This window comes from Comamonas sp. UBA7528 (assembly GCF_002479375.1).
Classification (GTDB): domain Bacteria; phylum Pseudomonadota; class Gammaproteobacteria; order Burkholderiales; family Burkholderiaceae_C; genus Comamonas.
The window spans coordinates 120,741-143,502 of record NZ_DLMU01000001.1 but is presented as its reverse complement, the minus strand read 5'-3'; the positions used below and the strand labels follow the sequence as shown (position 1 = coordinate 143,502).

General features: G+C 65.3%; 22 protein-coding genes. 13 read left to right on the top strand and 9 right to left on the bottom strand.

Annotated features, from left to right (window positions below):
* The first annotated feature begins 276 nt into the window (after nucleotides 1–276).
* Together B3349_RS00645 and B3349_RS00640 are read left to right on the top strand one after the other, a co-directional pair.
* Complete coding sequence (locus tag B3349_RS00645; RefSeq protein WP_291585519.1) at nucleotides 277–777, top strand: flavodoxin family protein; 501 nt, start codon at nucleotides 277–279, stop codon at nucleotides 775–777.
* A 151-nt stretch (nucleotides 778–928) separates the two neighbouring features.
* Entirely contained in the window at nucleotides 929–1,543 is a 615-nt protein-coding gene (locus B3349_RS00640; RefSeq protein ID WP_291585517.1) for a TetR/AcrR family transcriptional regulator, read from the top strand.
* Between the two features lie 161 nt (nucleotides 1,544–1,704).
* Here B3349_RS00640 and B3349_RS00635 read toward each other — a convergent pair whose 3' ends face one another.
* Complete coding sequence (locus tag B3349_RS00635; protein ID WP_291585515.1) at nucleotides 1,705–2,940, bottom strand: MFS transporter; 1,236 nt, start codon at nucleotides 2,938–2,940, stop codon at nucleotides 1,705–1,707.
* Nucleotides 2,941–3,377: 437 nt separating this feature from the next.
* Between B3349_RS00635 and B3349_RS00630 the strand changes: the two genes are divergently transcribed.
* Nucleotides 3,378–4,391 (top strand): flagellin N-terminal helical domain-containing protein, encoded by a 1,014-nt coding sequence (locus tag B3349_RS00630; RefSeq protein ID WP_291585514.1) that lies wholly within the window; start codon nucleotides 3,378–3,380, stop codon nucleotides 4,389–4,391.
* A 63-nt stretch (nucleotides 4,392–4,454) separates the two neighbouring features.
* Here the strand turns inward: B3349_RS00630 and B3349_RS00625 are convergent, their stop codons facing one another.
* A complete protein-coding gene (locus B3349_RS00625) occupies nucleotides 4,455–5,480 on the bottom strand; it encodes a DMT family transporter (protein WP_291585513.1) in 1,026 nt (341 codons plus the stop codon).
* 245 nt (nucleotides 5,481–5,725) lie between these two features.
* Here B3349_RS00625 and B3349_RS00620 point away from each other — a divergent pair, with 245 nt between their 5' ends.
* Nucleotides 5,726–6,217 (top strand): Lrp/AsnC family transcriptional regulator, encoded by a 492-nt coding sequence (locus B3349_RS00620; protein WP_291585512.1) that lies wholly within the window; start codon nucleotides 5,726–5,728, stop codon nucleotides 6,215–6,217.
* 155 nt (nucleotides 6,218–6,372) lie between these two features.
* On the opposite strand, the gene B3349_RS00615 is transcribed toward B3349_RS00620, so the two are convergent.
* Complete coding sequence (locus B3349_RS00615) at nucleotides 6,373–7,281, bottom strand: MBL fold metallo-hydrolase (RefSeq protein ID WP_291585510.1); 909 nt, start codon at nucleotides 7,279–7,281, stop codon at nucleotides 6,373–6,375.
* Nucleotides 7,282–7,445: 164 nt separating this feature from the next.
* Here B3349_RS00615 and B3349_RS00610 point away from each other — a divergent pair, with 164 nt between their 5' ends.
* Together B3349_RS00610 and B3349_RS00605 are read left to right on the top strand one after the other, a co-directional pair.
* Nucleotides 7,446–8,390, top strand: coding sequence for a LysR family transcriptional regulator (locus B3349_RS00610; RefSeq protein WP_291585508.1), 945 nt, complete (start codon nucleotides 7,446–7,448; stop codon nucleotides 8,388–8,390).
* A 225-nt stretch (nucleotides 8,391–8,615) separates the two neighbouring features.
* Complete coding sequence (locus B3349_RS00605; RefSeq protein ID WP_291585506.1) at nucleotides 8,616–9,536, top strand: DMT family transporter; 921 nt, start codon at nucleotides 8,616–8,618, stop codon at nucleotides 9,534–9,536.
* A gap of 161 nt (nucleotides 9,537–9,697) precedes the next feature.
* On the opposite strand, the gene B3349_RS00600 is transcribed toward B3349_RS00605, so the two are convergent.
* A complete protein-coding gene (locus B3349_RS00600; RefSeq protein ID WP_291585504.1) occupies nucleotides 9,698–10,642 on the bottom strand; it encodes an alpha/beta hydrolase in 945 nt (314 codons plus the stop codon).
* 545 nt (nucleotides 10,643–11,187) lie between these two features.
* Between B3349_RS00600 and B3349_RS00595 the strand changes: the two genes are divergently transcribed.
* Entirely contained in the window at nucleotides 11,188–11,841 is a 654-nt protein-coding gene (locus tag B3349_RS00595) for a GIY-YIG nuclease family protein (protein ID WP_291585502.1), read from the top strand.
* 165 nt (nucleotides 11,842–12,006) lie between these two features.
* On the opposite strand, the gene B3349_RS00590 is transcribed toward B3349_RS00595, so the two are convergent.
* Both B3349_RS00590 and B3349_RS00585 read right to left on the bottom strand, forming a co-directional pair.
* Complete coding sequence (locus tag B3349_RS00590) at nucleotides 12,007–12,372, bottom strand: DUF1090 family protein (protein ID WP_291585499.1); 366 nt, start codon at nucleotides 12,370–12,372, stop codon at nucleotides 12,007–12,009.
* Between the two features lie 75 nt (nucleotides 12,373–12,447).
* A complete protein-coding gene (locus B3349_RS00585; protein WP_291585497.1) occupies nucleotides 12,448–13,407 on the bottom strand; it encodes a LysR family transcriptional regulator in 960 nt (319 codons plus the stop codon).
* Between the two features lie 125 nt (nucleotides 13,408–13,532).
* Between B3349_RS00585 and B3349_RS00580 the strand changes: the two genes are divergently transcribed.
* From B3349_RS00580 to B3349_RS00555, 6 genes are all read left to right on the top strand, one after another.
* A complete protein-coding gene (locus B3349_RS00580; protein WP_291585495.1) occupies nucleotides 13,533–14,384 on the top strand; it encodes an aldo/keto reductase in 852 nt (283 codons plus the stop codon).
* A 9-nt stretch (nucleotides 14,385–14,393) separates the two neighbouring features.
* Nucleotides 14,394–15,824, top strand: coding sequence for an MFS transporter (locus tag B3349_RS00575; protein WP_291585493.1), 1,431 nt, complete (start codon nucleotides 14,394–14,396; stop codon nucleotides 15,822–15,824).
* Entirely contained in the window at nucleotides 15,821–17,014 is a 1,194-nt protein-coding gene (locus B3349_RS00570) for a (R)-mandelonitrile lyase (RefSeq protein WP_291585491.1), read from the top strand. Before B3349_RS00575 ends, B3349_RS00570 begins: the two co-directional genes overlap by 4 nt.
* 2 nt (nucleotides 17,015–17,016) lie before the next feature.
* Nucleotides 17,017–18,093, top strand: coding sequence for an alpha/beta hydrolase (locus B3349_RS00565; RefSeq protein ID WP_291585489.1), 1,077 nt, complete (start codon nucleotides 17,017–17,019; stop codon nucleotides 18,091–18,093).
* Nucleotides 18,094–18,145: 52 nt separating this feature from the next.
* Nucleotides 18,146–19,246 (top strand): alpha/beta hydrolase, encoded by a 1,101-nt coding sequence (locus tag B3349_RS00560; RefSeq protein WP_291585487.1) that lies wholly within the window; start codon nucleotides 18,146–18,148, stop codon nucleotides 19,244–19,246.
* 76 nt (nucleotides 19,247–19,322) lie between these two features.
* On the top strand, nucleotides 19,323–19,949 hold the full coding sequence (locus tag B3349_RS00555) for a flavodoxin (protein ID WP_291585484.1): 627 nt from the start codon (nucleotides 19,323–19,325) through the stop codon (nucleotides 19,947–19,949).
* A 351-nt stretch (nucleotides 19,950–20,300) separates the two neighbouring features.
* Here B3349_RS00555 and B3349_RS00550 read toward each other — a convergent pair whose 3' ends face one another.
* The 3 genes from B3349_RS00550 to B3349_RS00540 form a co-directional block, all read right to left on the bottom strand.
* On the bottom strand, nucleotides 20,301–20,702 hold the full coding sequence (locus tag B3349_RS00550; protein ID WP_291585482.1) for a DUF1090 domain-containing protein: 402 nt from the start codon (nucleotides 20,700–20,702) through the stop codon (nucleotides 20,301–20,303).
* A gap of 431 nt (nucleotides 20,703–21,133) precedes the next feature.
* Nucleotides 21,134–21,640 (bottom strand): YbjN domain-containing protein, encoded by a 507-nt coding sequence (locus tag B3349_RS00545; RefSeq protein WP_291585480.1) that lies wholly within the window; start codon nucleotides 21,638–21,640, stop codon nucleotides 21,134–21,136.
* 46 nt (nucleotides 21,641–21,686) lie between these two features.
* Complete coding sequence (locus tag B3349_RS00540; RefSeq protein ID WP_291585478.1) at nucleotides 21,687–22,628, bottom strand: peptidylprolyl isomerase; 942 nt, start codon at nucleotides 22,626–22,628, stop codon at nucleotides 21,687–21,689.
* Between the last annotated feature and the right edge of the window lie 134 nt (nucleotides 22,629–22,762).

Here is a 22,762-nt window from a genome sequence, read left to right as displayed (position 1 = left end):
TGCGCGGCGCCATCTTGGTGCAGTGCACGGCCCCATGGCACTGCGCGGCCGCAGCACAGGCGTGCAGGGGGTGACGCACCGGCTGCAGCGCTGCATGCAGTGCGGGCCCCGGGGTTGTGCACTGCCGCGCAGCGTCCGGCAGCCCTGTAAAGGTGCGTACGGTGCCTGGCACAGCGGTGGCGCGCCCTTTGGTTGGCGTGGCGTGCACTGGATTGCGCGGCGGATGCATGCAAGGTTGCACAGCCGCCGCGCCCGCGACGGCGTATGCTGGATGCCATGTCCACGCCCAAGACCCTGCTCATCGTCTACCACTCGCTCACCGGTGGCACCCGCCAGATGGTGGAGGCGGCGCGCGACGGTGCCCAGGACAGCGGTGAGGTGACCGTGCGCCTGCTGCACGCCACCACCGCCGGCCCGCAGGACCTGCTGGACGCGGACGGCTACCTGTTTGCCACCCCCGAAAACCTGGCCGCCATCAGCGGGCTGATGAAGGATTTTTTCGACCGCAGCTATTACGGGGTGCTGGACCGCATCCAGGGCCGGCCTTATGCCAGCCTGGTCTGCGCCGGCAGCGACGGCAGCAACGCCGCGCGGCAGATGGCGCGCATCGCCACGGGCTGGCGGCTCAAGGTCGTGGCCGAACCGCTCATTGTCTGTACCCATGCGCAGACGCCGGAGGCCATCCTGGCGGCCAAGCAGATCGCGGCAGACGATCTGGCCTCCTGCCGCGCACTGGGCGAGGCGCTGGCCACGGGGCTGGCGCTGGGGGTGTTCTAAACGCCAGGCCGCATGCCGGGGTGGCTGCCGGGTACATGCCCACAAAACCATAGCATCGGTGGCAATCCGCGCCGGCGGTGGCGGTCTTCGGGCGCTGCAGTACCATGGCCCCTCCTGTTTCCCCGCCGCGGCCTGCCGCGCAATGCCCCGCATGCCCGCCAACGACACCCGCCAGCAAGCCATTGACGCCGCCTACCACGTGATTGCCGAGTGGGGCGTGCAGGGCGCCACCTACCGCCGCATCGCGGCGCAGGCTCAGTTGTCGCCGGGGACGCTGACCTACCATTTCCCCACCATCGACGACCTGCTGCTGGCCGCCTTTCGCCAGTTCACCGACCACATCAGCGACGGCTTTCACACCCGCATGCGGGCGGCGCGCAACGCTCCCGAAGCCTGCGAGGCCGTGGTGGACCTGATCTGCGGCGAGGTCTGGCCCACCACGGCGCACCTGCTGCTGTCGTTCGAGCTTTACGCCATGGCCGCGCGCAGCGCCGACTACCGCGCCGTGATGCACCGCTGGATGGCGCAGAGCCAGTCCGCTCTGCGGCTGCAGTTCCAGGCCGAAACGGCCCGGCTGCTGGACGCCTGCATCGAAGGCATGACCATCCACAACGTGCTGGGTGCCCAGCCTTTGCCACGCGCACTGATCCTGGCCCACATCACCACCATGGCGCTGCCGGGCTATTGCGGAGGGCAGGCCGCAGGTGCAGAAGGCGGGGCCAGTACCGGCGCTGCAGACCCCGGCAACGCCGCCCCGCAGCGCTGACCGGTGCATGCCTCTGGCTGGGGCTGCCTGCAGGTGGCGCCGTGCCGGGCCGCGATGTGCCGCAATGTCCTGCACGGGGCAGCACCGGATCCGGGGCGCTCGCTTTGTCACGCGGTCACATGCGCTCTCACCTGGTCGCAGGTGCCCACGCCGTCAGGGGGTTACGCCGCCTGCTGCGCGGCCCCTCCGGTGGCCGTGCGGCGCACCGCCCAGGCCTGCAGCACCATGGCCAGCACGGCGGCCACCAGCGCCATGGCCAGCACTGGCAGCATGCCCAGGCGCAGGCCCCAGTGTTCCCCCAGAAAGCCCAGCATCGGCGGGCCGACCAGAAACGCCACATAGCCCAGGCTGGCCACGGCGCCCACGCGGCGGGCGCTGTCGGCGGCAGGGCCTTCGCCGGCGGCCGACAAGGCCAGCGGAAAGCCCAGCGCCGCGCCCAGGCCCCAGAACAGCACCGACGCCGCGCCCAGCCAGGGCAGCGGGGAAAAAATCGCCAGTGCCACACCCAGGGCGGCAGCCAGCGCACTGGCCTGCATCAGGCGCACGCGGGCAAAGTGCTGCAGCAGCCGGTGGCCGGAAAAGCGCCCCACCACCATGCCCAGCGTGAACAGCAGGTAGATCACCGTGCCCTGGGCTTCGGCAAAACCATGGCCGTCTACCATCAGCAGCGGCAGCCAGTCGTTGGCCGCGCCTTCGGCCAGCGCCATGCCCAGAATGAACAGGCCGATCAGCAGCACGCGCCGCTCGCGCAGCGCGCCCAGCACAGGGCCGGGCTCGGGCCCGCCATCGGCCTCGGCAGGCGCGGGGGCCGCGCTGTGGTTGTGGATGTGCCGCACCAGCGGCAGCACGCCCAGCAGTGCCAGTGCCGCCACGCCCAGCCAGTGCAGCAGCAGCGGGGCCTGCAGATAGGCCATCAGCATGCCCAGGGCCGCGCCCAGCAGCGTGCCCAGGCTGAAGCAGCCGTGCAAGGTGGTCATCAGCGTGCGCTGGTACAGACGTTCCAGCGCTGCGCATTCCACGTTCATCGCAATGTCCGACCAGCCGATGCCCAGGCCAAAACACAGAAAGCCGGCAAACGCACACCACAGGCTGGCCAGTGCCGCGCCCGCCGCCATCAGCGCCAGACCGGCCAGCACCAGACAGGTGCCGGCCAGGATGGTGCGCCGTGCCTGCAGCCACGCCGTGACTGCGTTGGCGCTGAGGATGCCCAGCATCGAGCCCATGGAAAAGCCGAACAGCACCAGCCCCATCTGCTCCGTGCTGGCGCCCAGGGCGTCGCGCAGCGCCGGGGTGCGCGTGACCCAGGTTGAAGTGGCAATGCCAATCAGTACAAAAACGCCATACAGGGCGCCGCTCAGTCGGCGCACCGGGGGCAGCGCCGCAGCCGTTTCAGCCATGGGATCCACTTTCCATTGTCAATAATTCGCATGTTCGTACGCTTGTACGAAAAAGGCGAATCGTACGTATGTACGACAAATCCGGTGGCCAGACACAGGCAATGCCCGTGGACGGCCACTGGGCATTGCGCGGGGCACGCATGGACAGGCGGGCGGGGGATGTGCCGGCCTGGTGGGGCGGCTTACGAGTCTTGCGGGGTTTGCCCTGCGGCGCAGGACCTGGTGTGGCCGGTGGCCTTGTGCCCGCCGGTCGCAGAGCAGGCCATTGCTCCCTGCGGGCCGGATTGGAGGCAGGGACCGGGCAGGCCCTGGGCGGCATGATGGTTCTATGTCGAGACCAAGGGTGCGACGCGTCCCGTCCGGCGCCATGGGCCTGCAGCGCACAAGCTCTGGGGGGCTTTCGCAGCGACCGGTTTTTTTGTCTTCAGGAGCGTGCCATGTCCATCAATCCGCCTGCTCCCGCAGGCCGCTTTGTACTGCCGCCAGCGGCCAGCGGGCCGGGGGCGGACGCACCCCACCACCGGCGCCTGCCGCTGCACGGCTTCATGGCGGCGGTGTACCGCAGCCAGGACGCCCGCGTGCTGGTCCACACGGCCGAGCAGTCCATGGCCCGGGTTCAGGCACACCTGGCCCGCATGCATGCGCTGGCCGTGGAGGCCAGCAACAGCGATGTGGCAGGGCCCGCGCGTGCCCGGGCCCAGCAGGAGATCAATCTGCGCGTGGCGGACATCGACCGCATTGCCCGTACCACGGTGGTGGCCGGGCACAGCCTGCTTGATGGAGCCCTGCACCGCCAGGAGGGGCTGCTGAACGCCCTGGCCGGACAGGCAGGTGGCGCCGCGCTGGCCTGCCTGCCCAATCTGCGGGCGCAGAGCCTGTCGGCCCTGCGGTATGCCGTGCAGTCCTGGGTGCTGGATGCCGCTGTGGCAGCCCCCTTGCCCGCTGCGGCGGGGCTGACCCTGGCCGTGGGCGACCAGCCACCGGTGGCATTGGGCACTTTGCCAGCCGCTGCATCAGGGGGCGAGCGGCTGGCTCAGCTGTGCCGGGCCATCAACGACCAGACAGCCAGAACCGGGGTGGCCGCCTTTGTGCTGCCGGAGCGCCGACGCAGCGGTGTGGAGGGGGCGCTGCAGCTTCAACTGCTGTCATGCAGGGTGAATGCCGACGGATGGGCGCAGCGCGTGTCGCTGGGCGGGGTGGTGCAGGCCATGGGCCGCCCCCTGCTGCACGCGCAAAGAGCAGACCGCAGCGCCGGCCCCGCACCCGGCTGGGTGGTGCATATGGCCTGCGGGCTGCACAGCATCAGCCTGGACGATCCGGCACGCGCATGGGTGGGCCAGCTGCAGCTGGAGCAGGCCGCCGCCCAGCTGCGCTGCGCGCGGGCACGCTTTGCTGCCGGCAGCCTGCTGGGGCGCCTGGGGGCCGGGGTACCCGGCGAGAGCCAGGCTTAAAGGGGAGAAGATTCGGGAGGAGAAGAGGGGCGCCACGGTTCTGCGGCCACAGCCCCCTTCGGCTTAGCGCGGTGTGGCCTTGCCTGCCGGTGTGCCGACCGGCGCCACCGCGCGGCGTGCGCCCAGGCTGACCACGGCAATGCCGCCCACAATCCCCAGGCCGCCCAGCACCAGTGACAGGCTCAGGCTTTCACCCAGAAACCAGGTGGACGCCAGCAGCCCGATCAGCGGCACGCCCAGCATGGCGGTGGACATGCGCGTGGCCGACAAATGCATGCTGGCCGCGTTCACCGCGCAAAAGCAGAACGCCGTGGCCACCGGGCCCACGTACAGCACGATCTCCCACAGCGCCCAGCTGCCGTCGCCGGTGAACGGGCCTTCCACCGCATAGGCCAGTGCCAGCAGCGGCACCGTGGCCAGCAGCATCTGCCACGGGGCCAGCTGGTAGGCGCTGGAGTCGCCCTTGTAATAGCGCAGGTGCAGGATGGTCATGCCCCACAGAAAGGAAGCGCCCATCAGCATCAGATTGGCCTGCACGCCGGCGCTGTCGCTCCAGTCCATGGCCAGCGGGTTGAACAGCACCACCAGGCCCAGCAGGCCCAGCAGCAGGCCGGTGGTCTGCAGGCGCGACAGGCGCTCGCCAAACACCAGCACGGCAATCGGCGTGACCCACAGCGGCGTGGTGTAGGCCAGCACGGCCGAGCGGCCGGCAGGTACCTGCGTCATGGCGATGGCGCCCAGCACGGTGAACGCCATCATCTGCAGCAGGCCGATGCTGGCCAGCAGCGGCCAGTCGCGCCGGGTGGGCAGCTTGAGCGTGCCACCGGCAATCTGGATGGCGAACAGGCACAGCCCGCCGGTGGCAAAGCGCAGCGCCGAGAACCAGATGGGCGTCACATGGTTCAGCCCGGCCTTCATCACCGGCCAGTTGCAACCCCAGATGGCAATGGCCGCCAGCAGCGTGAGCAGGCCGGCATGGCTTTTCCAGGCAGTGGGCAGCGCGAAGTGCCGCGCGGCAGGCAGATGGGAGGTGGCGGAGAGCGTGGCAGACGGGGTGCCGGAAGCAAGACCAGAAGGGCGGGACGACATGCAGCGGACGCAAAAGACGGAAGCGGAAAACCGGAGTCTGGTGTGCGCGGTGCGGTGGTCTCCCGGTCTGTAGCACGCCGCAGCAACGCCGCAGGGCGGGAGGGGAACGCGGTGCACCACACACCACGGGAAAACCCGGAATTCTGCGCACGTAGGCCCAGATTTTGTTTCTGCATTCACTGCAGAATGTGGCGCAAGCAGGTGAATAATTCTGGTTTTCGCCGGAACCTGAGAGTTTTTATCCCATGAAGAAGCTGGACCGCATCGACATCGGCATCCTCAACGCGCTGCAGGCCGATGCGCGCACCACCAATGCCGAGTTGGCCAAGGCCGTGCACCTGTCGCCCACGCCCTGCTACAACCGGGTCAAGGCCATGGAAGAGATGGGCCTGATCCGCCAGCAGGTCACCTTGCTGGACCCGGACCTGCTGGGCCTGCACCTGAACGTGTTTATCCACGTCACCCTGGAGCGCCAGGTGCAGGGAGCGCTCCAGCACTTTGAAGCCACCATCGCCGAGCGCCCCGAGGTGATGGAGTGCTACCTGATGACCGGCGACGCCGACTACCTTCTGCGCGTGCTGGTGCCGGACATCAAGGCGCTGGAGGTCTTCATCCTCAACCTGACCACCACGCCCGGCGTGGCCAATATCCGCTCCAGCTTTGCCCTCAAGCAGGTGCGCTACAAGACGGCCCTGCCGCTGCCCGAAGGTGGCCTGGTGGTCGGGCGGGAGGGGTGAGCAGCGGAACACGGCGCGCGCCGCCCTCCGCCCGTGCCGGTTGCATGACCGGGCACGCAGCGGCGGGCTGAACGGCTGAGCATCGGCGGCGCTGCCGCAACGGCTGCGCTGTCCTTGCCGTCATGGCCGTTGCTACGGCTGCGTCCCGGCCTGCATCACCCCCACTGGATTTCGCCCTTGGCCACCTTGGCCCCCAGTTCCAGCGACATGGGCGAGCCCGCCTGCGGGTACAGCCGGGTCATGGCGGCAATCAGCGCTTTGCTGTCGGTGGCCTTGGCGGCTTCGCGCTCGAAGTGGCGCAGATAGTCCCGGGTGTAGGCCAGTGCTTGCGCGCCCAGCGGCGCACCAGCAGCCATGTGGCCCGGCACCACCACCGCAGGCTGGCGCTCCAGCATGCGGTCCAACGTGTGGGCCCAGGCACTGCGTGCGCCCGGGGTCGGGGTGTCGGCCGTCCACACATGCAGACCGGAGAACACCATCACCCCACCGAAAATGGCCTGCAGCGACGGCACCCACAGATAGCGTCGGTTGGGCAAGCCTTCGGCCGGAACGATCTCGATGCGCTGGCCTTCCAGGCTCAGCGCCGGGCCGTCAAACGCTTCGGGCATCACCACATCGGCCAGCTTCTGCGGCCCGTTGTCCTTGAGCTGCGGGCCCCAGGTGGCCAGCTTTTTCTCCACATTGCCGTGGATGGCACGCAAGGTGTCGGAGGCGGCCAGCACCCTGGCCTGCGGGAACGCGGCACGCACGGGCGCCAGGCTGAAGTAGTAGTCCGGATCGCTCTGGCTGATGTAGATGGTGGTCAGCCGCTTGCCGGTGGCGCGGATCGCATCGGCCAGCGCCCGGCCGTCCGACAGGGTGAAGCCGCCGTCGATCAACACCGCATCGCGGGCGCCTGTCAGCAGCACCGGGGCGCGGGAAAAACCCTGTTCATTGGCAGGAAAGTGCTGCCAGCGCAGCGGTGCGCCGGATGCACGGGGTGCGGCGGCCCAGGCGGCTGCGCCGGTGGCGGCCCAGGCGGTGGCCATGCCGGCGGTGCGAACAAAGTGGCGGCGTGTGCTCATCTTCAACTCCTAGGTGGTAGGGCATGGCTGCGGCGGTGCGGGCACGATCTGCCACCGGCTGTGCCGGGGAGCGTGGCGCTTGCAGCCCATGCGGGGGGGGTGCAATGCCTGCATGGTAGGTAGACTGCATTGATTGAAAAATACACACGAAGCAAACACTTTGTATGTCTGAAGCAAACAATCAAACCATGCCCGGTGGCTGGAACCACCTCAAACGCTTGGCCTACTTTGCGGCCGTGGTGGAAACCGGCTCCTTCACCGCCGCCGCCGAGCGCCTGGGCATCACCAAGGCCGTGGTCAGCCAGCAGGTGGCCCGGCTGGAACGTGAATTCCACAGCACCCTGCTGGTGCGCAGCACCCGCAAGGTACAGCCCACGGCAGCGGGCCAGGCCTTCTACCAGCGCTGCGCCGCCATCCTGGCCGATGCGGAGCACGCCTTCAGCGAACTGGCCGATTCCGCGGTCGAGATTGCCGGTCCCCTGCGGCTGACCGCACCGTTCGACTACGGCATCAGCGTGGTGGTGCCGGCCCTGGCCACGTTTGCCGCACGTTATCCGCAGTGCCAGGTCGATGCCCGTTTCAGCGACCAGACCCATGACCTGATGGCTGGCGATGTGGAGCTGGCCATTCGTGTGGGTTGGCTCACCGATCTGCAGCTGCAGGCACGGCAGATCGGCAGCTTTCGCCAACTGCTGGTGGTCGCGCCCCGGTGGCAGCCGCAGTTGGCCCGCCTGACCGGCCCGCAGGATCTGGCCGCGCTGCCTTTTGTGGCCAACACGGCCTTGCGCGAACCGGGGCGCTGGCAGTTCACCCGTGCGCAGGCCGCGCCATCGGACGCACCCCACACCGTGCAGTGGCAGCCCGTCATGCGGCTGGATGCCACGCTGGCCGTGCGCGCCGCCGTGCTGGCCGGCGCCGGCCTGTCGGTGTTGCCGGATTACGCCATTGCCGAGGACGTGGCAGCGGGCCGCCTGGTGCAGGTGCTGCCCGGCTGGACCTTGCCCCAGGGCGGCATTCACGCGGTGTTTCCGCCCGCACGCTTTCGCCCCGCCAAGGTACGTGCGCTGGTGGAATGCCTGGTTGCACAGCAAAACGGCACGCTTTCCTGACCCGCTGAGCACCAGTAGATCTGTAGATTCGCTGGCGCGTTGGCAGTGGGCCGCATACACACACGGCAACGGTCGGGCAGGGCGCTACGACCCCATCGGCACCGGTGGCCGGGCCGTACCAAGCCTCCCACACGCGCCGGCCGGCCGCTCACGGGCCATGGGCCCATGGCCTGCAACCCCGGTCTGCATGGTGCATAGTGCGGCGCCATGGAAATGCAAAGCGATATGCAAAAGAACAAGCAAGCGGTATTCGGCCCCCATCTGCGCCTGCTGGGCATGGCGGTCTTGTGGGGGGCTTCATGGCCAGCGGGACGGGTGATTGCGCAGAACATGCCGCCACTGGCGGGCGCCTGCCTGCGCTTTGTGCTGGCAGCGCTGGTGCTGCTGCCGTGGATGTACTACGCCGGCGGCTTTGCCCAGCTGCGGCAATGGAGCGCGCAACGCTGGCTGGGCATGGTTGCAGCCGGAGCCACCGGTGTGTTCGGCTATGCAGCCTTTTTCCTGTCCGGTCTGCAGTACCTGCCGGCCGGCAAGGCGGCGCTGGTGATCACGCTCAACCCGGTGGTCACCTTGCTGCTGGCCGTGTGGATTTTCAAGGAGCGGCTGAACCGCACCATTGCACTGGGCATGCTGCTGGCAGCCGCGGGTGCGGTGGTCGTCATCTCGCACGGGCGGCCACAGGACATCCTGCACGGCGCCGTGGGCCTGGGTGAGCTGCTGATTCTGGGCTGCGTGGCCTGCTGGGTGGCCTACACGCTGCTGGGCCGGGTGCTGTTGACAGGGGTGGACGCGCTGACCACCACCGCCGTCACCAGCACCATCGGCGCAGTGCTGCTGCTGGTGGCCAGCCTGGTGGTGGAAGGCCCGGCCGGCCTGCAGGCCGCCGTGCACAGCAACGGAACTGCCTGGGGCGCGCTGCTGTTCCTGTCATGGGGCGCCACGGCCCTGGCGTACGCCTGGTATTTCGACGGCGTCAAAGCCCTGGGCGCCGGCGCAGCCTCCGGCTACATCACCCTGGTGCCGGTGATCGGTGTGGTGATTTCCGCGCTGCTGCTGGGCGAATCCATCGATGCCTCCATGCTGGTGGGCGGGGCGATGGCAGTGGCAGGAACGGCGGTGATGAACTGGGGGCGACGGCCGGCCTGAAGCTAGGAGCCACAAAGGGACGCAGGGGCCGCACACCCTGCGCTTTCCCTCGCTACAGCTGTGCTTCTGCCACAGACCTTCGCGTCACACCGTTGGCCGCAAGAGTCCGCATGTGCCCCCAGCCAGTGGGAGAGGGGCATGAGCGGTTCCTACTTTGGTTCTTACTTATTGACGACGATGCGCCAGCAACTCTCCTGCGTCGCGCCGCCCTGTTCCTTTGCGCAATCCGAACGGCGGTCCAACCGGGTCCCGACATGGGTATAGCCAGAGTTCGGGTTGTGTGTGATGAGGTGACCGATCTCGCCGAGCAGTTCTTCATGTTCGGCAAAGTAGCTGTGGCCCATCTCCATGAGCCCCGTCTTTGTCACGACCTCCACGGTATCAATGCCATCCACCCTGGCGAATGCCGGGGGGGCTCCGACCCGGCTCCTGTCGTGCACCTTTTGGGAGAACTTCACGGGCTTGTCGGTTTTAGACACGTACAGCGTGGTGCGCTCCGAAATCTTCGCGTACACCTTCGCCATGTCGTGGAAGAAGTCGGCGTCCACATCCGGTGCGGCCAGAATGATCTGGCCAAAACGCAATTGATCCTGCAACTGCAGGGCCACCCTCAGCAGTGCCCGGTTTCCCATGCTGTGGGCAATCAGGTGTATCGGCTGTGCCGGACCGACTTCCTGGCGCAGGCGCTGCAGAAATTCAGCCAGGTACTTTTCGCTGTAATCGACCGTGGCCTCGTCAGCCGTGTAGGCCAGGGTGCTTGCTCTGGAAGGCCAGCTGTAGAAGGCCGGGATGCCTTTCAGGTTGAGGTCTGCCCAGATCTGTGCGGTGCGCCGGGCTGCGTCGACGAAACTGTTGTTGTAGCCATGGATGAAAACCAGAACGACCCGATGGTTCGGGTTGATCTTTTTCAGCGTGGTTTTGAGGCTGCTCCAATAGTTGGCATCTTCCAGCGGCCGGGCGAAGCTGAAGCGTATGGGCTCATCTTTTTTGCGTTTCAGGAAGGAATAGCTGCCAAGCGACCCAGTCTCTCGGCTCTTGGGGATGAACACTTCCGCCACGCCGTAGTTCAGCTTGGTGTCACGCTCTGACCCAAAGGGGTTGGACATCAGAAAAGGCTGCGTGGGCTTTCTGTTTGTGCCATACCAAAGCGTTACGGTCTTGCCTCTTGGCTGGGTGGGATCCATCCCTCCGGCCGTGTTATCGACTGGTGCAGGCGGAAGCACAACCACCGGTCCTGGGGCTGGCGCAGGGCTGGGTGCCGGGCTCGGTGCAGGGTGCGATGTGACAGGCTGATTGGAAGCGATTCCATCGGGAGCAGGGCTAGTCGTACAACCCGCGAGCAGTCCGCACAGAACGGCAAGAACGAAAAAACCACGGTCGATATTCATGCTCAATTCCCTCCGGCGCGCGGCTGTTGTTTGCTGATTCTGGTGACGTTGTGTTGCGCCCTGTAAGGAGGGTAAGCCCCCTGTCGATGGTGTGGTCCGCCACTTGGCGGCTATGGTGGCAAAAAGCGACGGCCTTGGAAGAGGGCGACAGGAACGAGAGGGCTGCGTTGTGCAATTGAGGTTGCTCAAAGGCAGCATGCCAAGTCGTATGTCAGCCCCTCTTCTGCGCTGCGACAATCCGTCGGACAACTCCGAAAGAAAAAATGGACGACATGCACTCGCAGCAGGAACTTCAGACGGTCTACGTGCTTACGAATCCGGCCATGCCCGGTATCGTCAAGATCGGTATGACGAAAGCCTCGGATGCAGGCGAGCGCATCGCATCCCTGGGGAGCAGCAGCGCGGTTCCGCTTCCCTTCGATTGTGTCTATGCCTGCAATGTGCCGGATGCCAAAAAAGTCGAGCAGGCCCTGCATCGTGCGTTTGCTCCCGACCGCATCAATCCTTCGCGCGAGTTTTTCAGAACCAAGCCCAGTCAGGTCATGGCCATTCTGGAGCTGCTGCACCAGGGCAAGGTCGTGACAGCCCAAGTGGAGGCACAGGCGGAGGCCAAGACAGACCCCGAAGCACTTGAATCCGCAGTCAAGGACAAGCGAAAAATGCGTCCAAAGATTGACTATGTGGCGATTGGCCTGAAGGTCGGCGATGTCATCACGTTCAGGGATGGCGTCACGACTGCCACGATTGCCGGGCCGCACACGGTGATCTACCAAGGTGAGGAATCCTCATTGCAGCGCGTCTCCCTCAAGCTCATGCCTGAAATCGTTAGCCGTGGTGTAGCTTCAAAGTTGTATTGGTCGTTCAACGGCCAGTCCCTGGCGGACCTTTACGAAGAATTTCACGGCGATGAGGAGTGAAAACTGCTTCGCGCTTGTGGATCACCTTGCGCGCCAAGGCGACTGTCTTCTATCAGCCTGAATCAGTCCGTTGAGCAAGAACGCTGACTGTCCACTTATGGCCAGCAGACAGAATCCGCAAGCTCAAGCCGTGTTGCATGCATGGCCTCATCGCGTAGAGGCCAGTCAGGCAAGTTCTCTCCCGCTCAGTGCATTCCCTGGCCAGCTTGGCTTCACGGTCTGCGACCTTGCTGGGCTTGCCTTTTTCCCGTGTCTCGTCCAGGCTGCGCTGGCGTTCTTGCGCTCCTGCGCAGCAATTTTGGCGGCATGTTCCTGCGGAAGTTGGGCGTCGCTGCAATGGTCCTGGTTTTCGCGCAGCGCCTTTTCCAGGCCACGCACACGGCTGGATTGGTCCTTGGCCTGGGCATGCTCGATGTCGCGTGCAATCTTTGCTGGTTTGCTTTCGCACATGGTATGCACCGGCGGTGTCGGTTGTGCCAGAACGGCATGGGTGGTCAGGGGGGATACAGCAATGGCGGCGAAGGTGCGCATGGGCCTCGCCCCCATGAGTTGCCCAGCCCATGGTTCCGCAATCGCATGCTGCTACCTGAGCGCACGGACCGAGACTCAAGCGCGGCTTGATCTCCCGGCTTCGCCTCGAAGCTCGTCCGGACTGAGTACATATTCCGGGCTGTCCACCAGGCGTTGAACCACCAGATCAATGAAGGCGCGAGCGCGCACGGGCTGGGATGACCGGCTCCCGAAGTAGACGAAATAGCTGGCGTAGTCCGGCATGTGGTCCACCAGGATGGGTATCAGTGCTCCGGAGCGGATAAACGGGGCGGCGGTGACGCCGGCGAGCTGGCCCAGTACCTTCCCGGCCAGAACCGCTTGCAGCTCAAACAACTCATCGTTGCTGCAGATGGTGGGGACGACAGGCTGGTCGGCGGCTTGGCCGTCGATCTTCACCCGCCACGGCAGCACTTTGCCGGTGCTCGGATGCCGATAGGCACTGCAGCGGTGCGCGGCCAGATCCGCCAGTGACTCGGGCACACCGTGTTTTGCAAAGTACGAAGGCGCACCGCAGATGGGCAACTGCACCGGGAACAGCCGCCGTGCAATCACCCCCTCATGGGGCGACGGGCCGAGGCGAAAGCCTACGTCCACACGGTCTTCCACCCAGTTTCCGATGCGGTCGTCCAGCAAGACGTCAGGCTGAATCCCTGGATGCATGTCGCAGAACTCGTCGACTAGGCGCCACAGAATCGGTTGGAACGTGGTGCGCGGCCCCGTGATGCGCAGGGGGCCCGCAAATTCATCCCTTGCAGACCTGGCGGACTGCAGCGCCCGCTGCATTCCGGTCACGGCCGGCTGCACGTCTTCGAACAGGCGCTGCCCCGCATCGGTCAGCGACATCACGCGCGTCGTTCGATGGAACAGGCGCACGTCCAGGTGAGCCTCCAGTTGCGCCAATGCCTTGCTCGCCGCCTGAGGGCTGATACCAAGGTCTGCGGCTGCTTTTCGCAGGCTGCCAAGCTCTGCCGCCTTGATAAAGGTTGTGATGGACCGAAGCTCGTTGATCGCCATGCATGGCCTCCTGATGGCCTTGATTGTCATTGAATTGATGCCAATTCAACAACCTGAATGAATCTATTCGGATGTCAGTTCGTTGCCTAAAGTGGGTGCCATCGAACTTCCCCAAGGTGCAGCGCATGCAACATGTCATCCTGAACAACGGTCTTCACATGCCCATCGTCGGGTATGGCGTCTTCCAGATCGCCGATGCCCATGAGTGCCAGCGCAGCGTTGTCGATGCCATCGACTCCGGCTACCGGCTGATCGACACCGCGGCCTCCTACATGAACGAAGCAGCGGTCGGCCAAGGTCTGCGCTCCAGTGGCGTGCCGCGTGACCAGCTCTTCGTCACCAGCAAGCTCTGGGTCCAGGAGACCGGCTACGAGCGCACGCAGCAGGCCATCGACAAATCCTTGCGCCGGCTGCAGCTCGATTACCTCGATCTGTACCTGATTCACCAGCCCTTCGGTGACGTCCATGGTTCGTGGCGCGCGATGGAGGAAGCCTACCGTGCCGGCAAGCTGCGCGCCATTGGCGTCAGCAACTTCCATCCGGATCGCCTGATGGACATCCAGTCGTTCAACGAAATTGCTCCGGCGGTCAACCAGATCGAGGTCAACCCGTTCCAGCAGCAACTGGAAAGCATCCCCTTCATGCAGGGAATCGGCGTGCAGGCCGAGGCCTGGGCACCGTTTGCAGAAGGCCGTAACGGCCTTTTCCAGAACGAAGTGCTGCTCGGCATCGCAACGCGCCATGGCAAGTCGGTCGGCCAGGTGGTGCTTCGCTGGCTGGTGCAGCGCGGAGTCGTGGCCCTGGCCAAGACCGTCCGCAAGGAACGCATGACGGAGAACCTCGACATCTTCGACTTCGGGCTCGACGACGCGGAAATGGCGCGCATTGCGGCACTGGACACGAACACCAGCAGCTTCTTCTCACACCGTGACCCGGACATCGTGAAGTGGATGTCCGAGCGCAAACTGGATATCTGAGTGACCGCCATGCACACCCGGTTCACGCCAGCGCAAACCCGCAATGCAAGCGCCGTGCTGGCCATCATCGTGGCCAGCTACCTGATGATCGTGGTGGACATCTCCATCGTCATCACCGGACTGCCACGCATCCAGGCCAGCCTGGGCTTCACCTCGGCGCAGTTGTCCTGGGTGACCAACGCCTACACCCTGGCTTTCGGTGGCTTGCTGCTCCTGGGCGCCCGGGCCGGGGATGTGCTGGGGCGCAGGCGTATGTTCATCCTCGGCCTTTCCCTGTTCACGCTGGCCTCGGTGTCGATTGGGTTTGCACCTTCGGCAGCCTGGTTGCTGACCTCCCGCGCCATCCAGGGCGCAGGCGCCGCAGTGCTGGCGCCTTCCACGCTGGCACTGCTGTCCACCCACTTTGCCGAGGGCCCGGACCGGACCTGTGCACTGTCCCTGTATGCCGCAGCGGCCGGAGTCGGCGCGACCCTGGGACTGGTGCTGGGCGGTCTGTTCGCTGACCTGGTTTCCTGGCGGGCGGGGTTCTTCATCAATCTGCCCATCGGCCTGCTTCTCATCATCGCTGCGCACCGCCATATCGGCGAAACGCCGCGGCATACGGGCCGGTTGGATCTGGGCGGTGTCATCAGCTCCACCGTGGGAATGACGGCGGTGGTCTACGGGCTGGTGCGGGCCGCCGACGCAGGCTGGCACGACGGTTTGTCCCAAGCCAGCCTGGCCGCAGGGATGCTGATGATCGTCGCCTTCATCCTCGTCGAACGCAAGGTGCGCCAGCCCATTCTGCCGCTGCGCCTGCTGGCCAGCCGAGAGCGTGCAGGCGCTTATGTCGCACGCATGCTGTTTCTGGGCGGCGCGGTCGGCTTCTGGTTCTTCTCCACCCAGTTTCTGCAGGGCGTTCTCCATCTGCGGCCCATGCAGGCGGGCCTGGCCTTCCTGCCCGTCACATTGCCCAACTTTGCCTCGGCCATGGCCTTTCCCAGACTGGCGCGTCGATGCGGCAACGAACGTCTGTTGCTCGTCGGGCTGCTGCTGGGCGTGGTGGGGCTCGCATGGCTGGGCCGAGCGGATGTCACCGCAACGTATTGGCGTGACATCGCATGGCCAATGGTGCTGATCGGTCTGGGCCAAGGTCTGCTGCTGGCTCCGCTGACTGCTGCCGGCGTCGCAGGTGTCGATCCCAAGGACGCCGGTGCTGCGTCCGGGCTGGTCAACGTCGCGCACCAGCTCGGCGGTGCTCTGGGACTGGGACTGCTGGTGCTCGTCTTTGCCAGCGCAACCCCTTCGGATGCCGACGGTGCCTCGGCCCTCGCACACCGTATTTCCGCGGTCATGGATGTCGGCGCGCTGCTGCTGGGGCTGGCACTGCTGGTCTCCTGGTTTTGCATTGCCCTGCCGCATCGCCATCGCAACGCACAGCACAAGGAGGTGCTCCAGTGAAATCGTTTCTTTGTCTGGCATTGGGCTGGGCCACAGCCGCTGCGGCCCAGTCACCGGTGCTGGGGCAGCCCCAGCACCAGTCCATCGTGGCGGTGCGTTCTGCCGCATCCCAGCAGGCCATTCCAGGATCGGTGGATACGTTCACTGGAGCCGTAAGCATCAGCACCCCTTTTCAGGCATTGCCTCCAGGTACGGCGGGTGGCGCTACGGTGACTTTCTCGGCTGGGGCCCGCACAGCCTGGCATACGCACCCCTTCGGCCAGACGCTGATCGTCACAGACGGACTGGGGCTGGTGCAACAGCAAGGGCAGCCGGCACAGCCCATCCGGCCAGGCGATGTCGTGACCATTCCACCGCATGTGCGCCATTGGCATGGTGCCGCACCAACGCATGCGATGCGCCACATCGCGATTGCTGAAAAGGAGAACGGCTCTGCAGTGACCTGGCAGGACAAGGTCTCCGAACCAGACTATCTGGCCGCGGCAGTCAGCGCCGGGCTGCCGGCGACATGCAGCCGGAAGCTGCCGGCCGCCAAGCCATTGGCTTCCGAGACACTGACCGACCGACAGCGTGCCATCCCGTTGATCGCGGCCTTCATGGCCAGCAGCGATATGGCCCGCCTGAACGGGGCACTCAACCAAGGGCTCGACGCCGGGCTCACGGTGTCCGAGGCCAAGGAAATCCTGGTGCAGCTCTACACGTATGCCGGATTTCCGAAGAGCCTCAATGCACTGGGTGAACTGCTCACCGTGGTGGAGCGTCGCCAGCAGCGCGGAATCTCCGATGCGCCCGGCCAGGAGCCAAGCCAGGCCGTGGCCATCGGGCGCGACCTGATCGCTGCAGGCCAGGCGAACCAGACCGAAATCTCCGGAGGCCCCGTCCAAGGCCCGGTCTTCGATTTCGCACCGGTCATCAACCAGTTTCTGCAGGCGCACCTGTTTGGCGACATCTTCGAGCGCGACAACCTCGACTGGCAAAGCCGCGAGCTGGCAACCGTCGGAGCATTGGCAGCCATGCCGGGAGTGGAAGCGCAGCTGCGGTCACACATGCGGGCAAGCCTGCGGGTGGGGCTGACCGGTGCACAGCTGCGGCAAGTGGTGCTCTCCTTGTCAGAACGCGTGGCCCCTGAGGTCGCAGCCCGTGCCGGCGCGGCGCTGGATCAGGCCCTCGCCGTCGCACCGAAAGAGTGACTATGAACATCTCCAATGCCCTTTCTATCGGTGCAATCGCCATGTCGGCGTTGCTTGTCGGCTGTGCTTCGCCAGACACCACCGCATCCGGTCCCCTGGTGATACAGGCCCAGGGCAGTTTTGCTGTAGGCGGCGTGGTCAAGACAACACCCGGAAGCTACGACAACAACCGCCCGACCGCCGCCGGGCAGAGCTTGCACGGCGACCATCTCTACGCCTTCTATCAAATCCCGCGACATCCGCGCCCCTTGCCCATCGTGATGCTGCACGGCGCATTCCAGTCGGCGCGCAGCTGGGAGACGACGTCGGACGGTCGAGAAGGGTTCCAGACGTTGTTCCTTCGCCGAGGTTTTCCCGTCTACCTGGTGGACCAGCCGCGCCGCGGGCGAGCGGGCAACAGTACCGTCGCCACAGCGATGGAGCCGACGCCCAACGATCAACTGTTCTTCGACCAGTTCCGGATCGGAAAGTGGCCCCGCTATTTCGACAACGTGCAATTCGACCGCAAACCGGAGACGCTGGACCAGTTCCTGCGCTCGGTCACACCGAATACAGGGCCGTATGACGCAGGTGTGATCTCGGATGCCATGGCGGCGCTCCTGGAGAAAACGGGTCCGGCCATCCTGTTCACGCATTCTCAAGGCGGTGGGGTGGGCTGGCTGGCGGCGATCAAGAGCACGAAGGTGCAGGCCATCGTTGCGTTCGAGCCCGGCAGCGGTTTCATCTTCCCGCCGGGCGATGTGCCTGCTGCCATGCCCAGCACGGCCGGAACGCTGACCCCGGAGGCCGTATCCGCGGACGACTTCCAGAAGCTCACCCGCATTCCCATCGTCATCTACTACGGCGACAACTTTCCGAGCGAGCCCACCACGGAACGTGGCCAGGACAACTGGCGCGTACGTCTGGCAATGGCCCGCCTCTGGGTCGAGGTCATCAACAAGCACGGCGGCGATGCCCGGCTTGTTCACCTTCCGCAGGTGGGTATCCATGGGAACACCCACTTCCTTATGTCCGACCTGAACAACGTTCAGATCGCTGGCCTGGTGTCTACCTTCCTTCACCAGAAAAAGCTTGATTGAGTCTGCCTGGCCGCATTGAGCCGGCCAACCCTTTAGAAAGATCGGAGTCCACATGAACCATGCAGCCATCGGCCTGAAGCGCCGCGAGTTTCTCGGAACCTCAGCGCTCGCCATTTCCGCCGCAACCCTGGGAGTTTCAGCCATGACCCTTACAACGTCCACCGCCGCCGCAGACTACAAGAAGAATCCTTTCACGCTGGTATACGGCGATGCCATCACCGCCAACGAGCCGGGCAAGGTCCATATCCATCCGGTGAAGTACCCGCTGAACGGCGTGGAGATCGTGGCGAATGTCTACACACCGGCAAACTTCGACCCCGCCAGGAGATATCCCGCGGTGGTCATTGCCCACCCCAACGGCGGCGTGAAAGAGCAAACCGCAGGTCTGTATGCACAGCGTCTGGCGGAGCGGGGCTACGTGACGATTGCGGCGGATGCCGCCTACCAGGGAGGAAGCGGAGGGCTGCCGCGCTCCGTGGACACGCCCGCGAGCCGGATCGAGGACATCCACGGCATGGCGGATTTCATCGCCACCTACGCTGGCGTCGATGCACAGCGCATCGGCCTGCTTGGCATCTGCGGTGGGGGAGGCTATTCCCTGGCGGCAGCAAAGACCGACAAACGCTTCAAGTCGGTGGCAACACTGAGCATGTTCAACTCCGGGCGTGTCCGTCGGAATGGCTTTGCCGATTCGCAGCTCGCCACGGTCCAGCAGCGTCTGAAGCAGGCCTCGGACGCTCGGGCTCAGCAGGTGGCCGGCGGCAAGATCCTGTACTCCGGCGACGCCGACATGACGGATGCGCAAATTGCCGCGCTGCCGTTCGAGATGTACCGGCAAGGCTACGAGTACTACTGGCGCACCCACGCACACCCAGGCTCGACGTTCAAATACACGACGAGCAGCCTGCTGGACCTGATGCGCTGGGATGCCACGGACCAGATCGAGTTGATTGAACAACCCCTGCTGATGATTGCAGGGAGCAAGGCCGACAGCCTTTACATGACCGAGGCAGCGTTTGCCAAGGCGGCAGGCGCCAGGGACAAGGAATTGTTCGTCGTCGATGGTGCCACGCACATCGAGACGTATTGGGTGCCCAGGTATGTGGAAGCGGTGGTGGCCAAGTTGACGCCGTTCTACGGCAAGCATCTGTGACCCCAGGTCACGCTGCTGAAGTCTCACTTCACCACGCCAAGGGCTGCGTACTTCACTCTTCATTCAGGACGATCCCATGCCATCGACCACAGATTCCGTGCGCCGGTCCGTGATGGCTGCCATGGCAGCGCTGCCGCTCGCAGGTGGCGCTGCTTCTGCTGCGCCGCAGGCTCTCAATAAGCAGCATCGATCGAAAAAACTGGTGGCCTATTTCTCTCGGTCCGGCAATACCCGGGTGGTCGCAGGCCTGATCCACCGGGCGCTGGGGGCGGACCTGTTCGAGATGCTGCCGGCACGGCCGTACCCCGACGACTATCTGGAAACGGTGGAGCAAGCACGGCAGGAGCGTGACAGCGGTCGCGAGCGCGCTTTGGCCAGCAAGGTGTCGGACATCGCACGCTATGAGACGGTCTTCCTGGGTTTCCCCATCTGGGGCGAGACCGTGCCCCCTGTGGTGCGCACATTTCTGTCCGTACACGATCTCTCGGGCAAGGTATTGGTCACCTTTATCACGCATGGGGGCTATGGGCTGGGCAACAGCCGCGCGGTACTGGCCCGTGCCGCACCGAAGTCGCAGCTCCGGCAAGGGTTCACGATGGAAGCGGATCAGGAGCGCGCCACGATGAACCAGGTCAACGCGTGGCTGCAGTCGGCCGAGAGGGGCGCTTGGCCAGGCGCTGACCATCAGCCAACCAGGCGGTGAACTGGGGCCGAGCAGGCTCAGCAGGGGAGTAGGGCGCCGGGCCGGTCCATTGGCAGTCGATGTGAGCGACCCTTGCGCTCGTATGTCCGTGCACGCTTCGATTCAACCAAGCCAGTCTTTTGGAAAGTCCTGCCTGCGTTGGCTGTGAACCCCGCCTGGGTGGTAGGGCACCGTATTTCGAGTTGATCGCAATCAACAGACTGCAGACATCAGCCATGGCAGCGCCGATGTCGGCAGGGGCCTGCCTGCTTGCCTGCCATCTTTCACAGGCATCGCAGCCGCGGCCATGCCAAGCCTTGGCATGGTCGGTTGCATGGGAAAGTCCGCCCATGCCGTAAAGGCCCCTCCCATTCAGTGCGCCCCTTGGCGCAGCCCTTCCAGTTCTGCCCTTTCCTTGGCCAGCTTGGCTTCACGGTCTGCGATCTTGCTGGGCTTGCCTTTTTCCCGTGCCTCGTCCAGCTCGCGCTGGCGCTCTTGCACCTTGCGCTCCTGTGCGGCAATCTTGGCGGCATGTTCCTGCGCAAGTTTGGCGTCGCTGCAATGCTCCTGGTTTTCGCGCAGCGCTTTTTCCAGACCACGCACCCGGTGGGACTGGCCCTTGGCCTTGGCATGCTCGATATCGCGTGCAATCTCTGCCCGCTTGCTCTCGCACGTGGCGTGTACCGGTGATGCCGGTGGCGCTGGTTGTGCCAGCACCGCGTGGGAGGCCAGGGCGGATATGGCAAGGGCAATCAAGGTGGCAGAAGTGCGCATGGGCCTTATCTCCATAAGTTGATGGGTCCATGATGCCGCAATAACGGTCCGCATTGCCAGCGGATGCCGCATGGTGGCTGCTGCCACTGACCGGCATCGGCACTGGGGCGTCTGGCTTGCACCCACCTGCATGTGACGGGTGCAGGAGCGGACCGCCATGCTGCAGGAACACGGCACCGCCGTGTTGATGTGGCGCTGCCAACCAGCGCCAATGCTGCACACCGGGTGGTGGTGTGCAATTGCCGGGAAAAGGCCGGTGCATCGCCTGCCGTGGGCATCGGCCAGTGGCGTGGGGTGCAGCCCGAAGGGCCGTGCCTGCTGCGCCTGCATGCCCCACGCGGGCGCAGTGTCTGGGTGGGTGCTGCAGGCGATTGGTGCAGCGTACCGTTGTGGCAAAGCGCGCTGGCCGCCGCCGTAGCGGCGTAGCGTGCTCAAGCCTCTGCCGCTGCCTCTTGTGGGCTGGGGGCAGCCTGCTGTGCACCCGCCTGGGCGGCATAGCTGCGCACATGCTGGAAGAACTGGCCCATCATCTGGCTCCACAGTTGCACCATCATGGCCAGATGCTGCGGGGTGATGCCGCCTGCGGCCAGAATGTCCATCTCCAGCACCACAAAGTCGCCATGCTGGGAGGCGCGCACAAAGCGCTTGGTGCGATGCCATTCACCCAGCAGCCCTTCGGGCAAGGTGCCGCCTTGCACCCGCAGCGGGCAGCTCAAGGTCAGATCCACATACTCACCTTCGCGCAGTGCATTGCCCCACATCACCTGGAAGCCTATGCCCTGGCTGGCGCTGTGCAGCCGCACCACGCCATTGTCGTTGACGGCCGTGACCGCGCAGCCCGATGCCTTGATGGCTTCAGCCACCTGGTCGGCGTTCATCGAAAACAGGATTTCACCAGTGGGGAGTGTGGTCGCCGGGGTGGATTCGTTGGTGCTCACAGTCTGTTCCTTGTGAATAAAAGGGAGGGCGGCGTTTCAGCGGTGATCAGTTGACTTTTTGCAGCACGGCATCCAGTGCGGCCTTGTCGATGCTCACGCTGGAAGGGGGCGCAAGCTTGCTGAGGTGGGTGTTGATGAGTTCCTGCTGGCGCTGCTCGCGCAGGGCCGCCTGCAGCATGGGCTTGGCTTCCTCCAGGGTGGCCGGACGCGCGGGCTGGCTGCCCAGCAGCTTGAGCACATGGAAGCCGGCGGTGGAGCGCACGGGATCGCTGATCTGGTTGGGCTGCATGGTGGCCACCATTTCCCGGGTCTCCGGCAGCAATTGCGCCAGCGGCAGATTGCCGACTTCGCCGCCCTGGGCCGCGCTGGCCGCGTCTTGCGAGTGGGCTTTGGCCAATGCCGCAAAGTCCCCGGTGCGCGCCTGCACCGCCAGCTCGGAGGCCCTGGTGCGCACGGCCGCAATGGCGGCGGCATCCGCATCGGGTGTCACGGGCAGAAAGATCTGCGCCACCCGGTAGGTCGCAGCCATGTTGAGCTGGGGCTTGGCGCGCTCGTAGGCGGCGCTGACCTCGGCATCGCTGGGGAAGCCCGCAGGCAGCTGCACGATCGACTCCAGGTAGCTGCTGCTCACGACGCGGGCCGTGACGTCTTTGACGGCGGCATCAACGCGCGCCCGTACCTCCGGGCGCTCTGCCCACTTCTTCTGCTGGGCCTCGCGCAGCACGGCTTCGCCGGCCAGGCGTTGGCGCAGCCAGTTTTCCAGACCCTCGCGGTTGCTCTTGACCTTGGCGCGCTCGCTCTCGGGCATGGCACGCAAGAGCTGCTGGACTTCGGCGGCCGAAATGTGGATGGCGCCCAGCGTGGCCACGGCAGGCTCGGACCACTTTGCTGCCGGTGTGGCCGCGTGCACCGCAGCGCCACTGCCCATCAACACGGCCAGAGCCAAACCCAGTGTGTTGAATCCGTTGCTGCAGGTCAGAAGTCTCATGAGTTTCCTTTCGTTTTTTTGGGGGGGCGCAGACGGTACCTGTCAGGCATCCAAGCACCCAGGCACATACCGGGTCATGGCGTCACCGTGCAGAGCACCAGTGGTGCCGACACGGAATGTTTGGAATTTCTCTG

Coding starts and splice junctions, on each gene's coding strand:
- B3349_RS00635 (WP_291585515.1), bottom strand. CDS start 2,940: ATGGCTGAAACGGCTGCGGCGCTGCCCCCGGTGCGCCGACTGAGCGGC.
- B3349_RS00590 (WP_291585499.1), bottom strand. CDS start 12,372: ATGCGCACCTTCGCCGCCATTGCTGTATCCCCCCTGACCACCCATGCC.
- B3349_RS00620 (WP_291585512.1), top strand. CDS start 5,726: ATGAAGAAGCTGGACCGCATCGACATCGGCATCCTCAACGCGCTGCAG.
- B3349_RS00585 (WP_291585497.1), bottom strand. CDS start 13,407: ATGGCGATCAACGAGCTTCGGTCCATCACAACCTTTATCAAGGCGGCA.
- B3349_RS00600 (WP_291585504.1), bottom strand. CDS start 10,642: ATGTCCAACCCCTTTGGGTCAGAGCGTGACACCAAGCTGAACTACGGC.
- B3349_RS00580 (WP_291585495.1), top strand. CDS start 13,533: ATGCAACATGTCATCCTGAACAACGGTCTTCACATGCCCATCGTCGGG.
- B3349_RS00550 (WP_291585482.1), bottom strand. CDS start 20,702: ATGCGCACTTCTGCCACCTTGATTGCCCTTGCCATATCCGCCCTGGCC.
- B3349_RS00555 (WP_291585484.1), top strand. CDS start 19,323: ATGCCATCGACCACAGATTCCGTGCGCCGGTCCGTGATGGCTGCCATG.
- B3349_RS00565 (WP_291585489.1), top strand. CDS start 17,017: ATGAACATCTCCAATGCCCTTTCTATCGGTGCAATCGCCATGTCGGCG.
- B3349_RS00610 (WP_291585508.1), top strand. CDS start 7,446: ATGTCTGAAGCAAACAATCAAACCATGCCCGGTGGCTGGAACCACCTC.
- B3349_RS00560 (WP_291585487.1), top strand. CDS start 18,146: ATGAACCATGCAGCCATCGGCCTGAAGCGCCGCGAGTTTCTCGGAACC.
- B3349_RS00640 (WP_291585517.1), top strand. CDS start 929: ATGCCCGCCAACGACACCCGCCAGCAAGCCATTGACGCCGCCTACCAC.
- B3349_RS00575 (WP_291585493.1), top strand. CDS start 14,394: ATGCACACCCGGTTCACGCCAGCGCAAACCCGCAATGCAAGCGCCGTG.
- B3349_RS00605 (WP_291585506.1), top strand. CDS start 8,616: ATGCAAAAGAACAAGCAAGCGGTATTCGGCCCCCATCTGCGCCTGCTG.
- B3349_RS00615 (WP_291585510.1), bottom strand. CDS start 7,281: ATGAGCACACGCCGCCACTTTGTTCGCACCGCCGGCATGGCCACCGCC.
- B3349_RS00645 (WP_291585519.1), top strand. CDS start 277: ATGTCCACGCCCAAGACCCTGCTCATCGTCTACCACTCGCTCACCGGT.
- B3349_RS00625 (WP_291585513.1), bottom strand. CDS start 5,480: ATGTCGTCCCGCCCTTCTGGTCTTGCTTCCGGCACCCCGTCTGCCACG.
- B3349_RS00630 (WP_291585514.1), top strand. CDS start 3,378: ATGTCCATCAATCCGCCTGCTCCCGCAGGCCGCTTTGTACTGCCGCCA.
- B3349_RS00540 (WP_291585478.1), bottom strand. CDS start 22,628: ATGAGACTTCTGACCTGCAGCAACGGATTCAACACACTGGGTTTGGCT.
- B3349_RS00595 (WP_291585502.1), top strand. CDS start 11,188: ATGGACGACATGCACTCGCAGCAGGAACTTCAGACGGTCTACGTGCTT.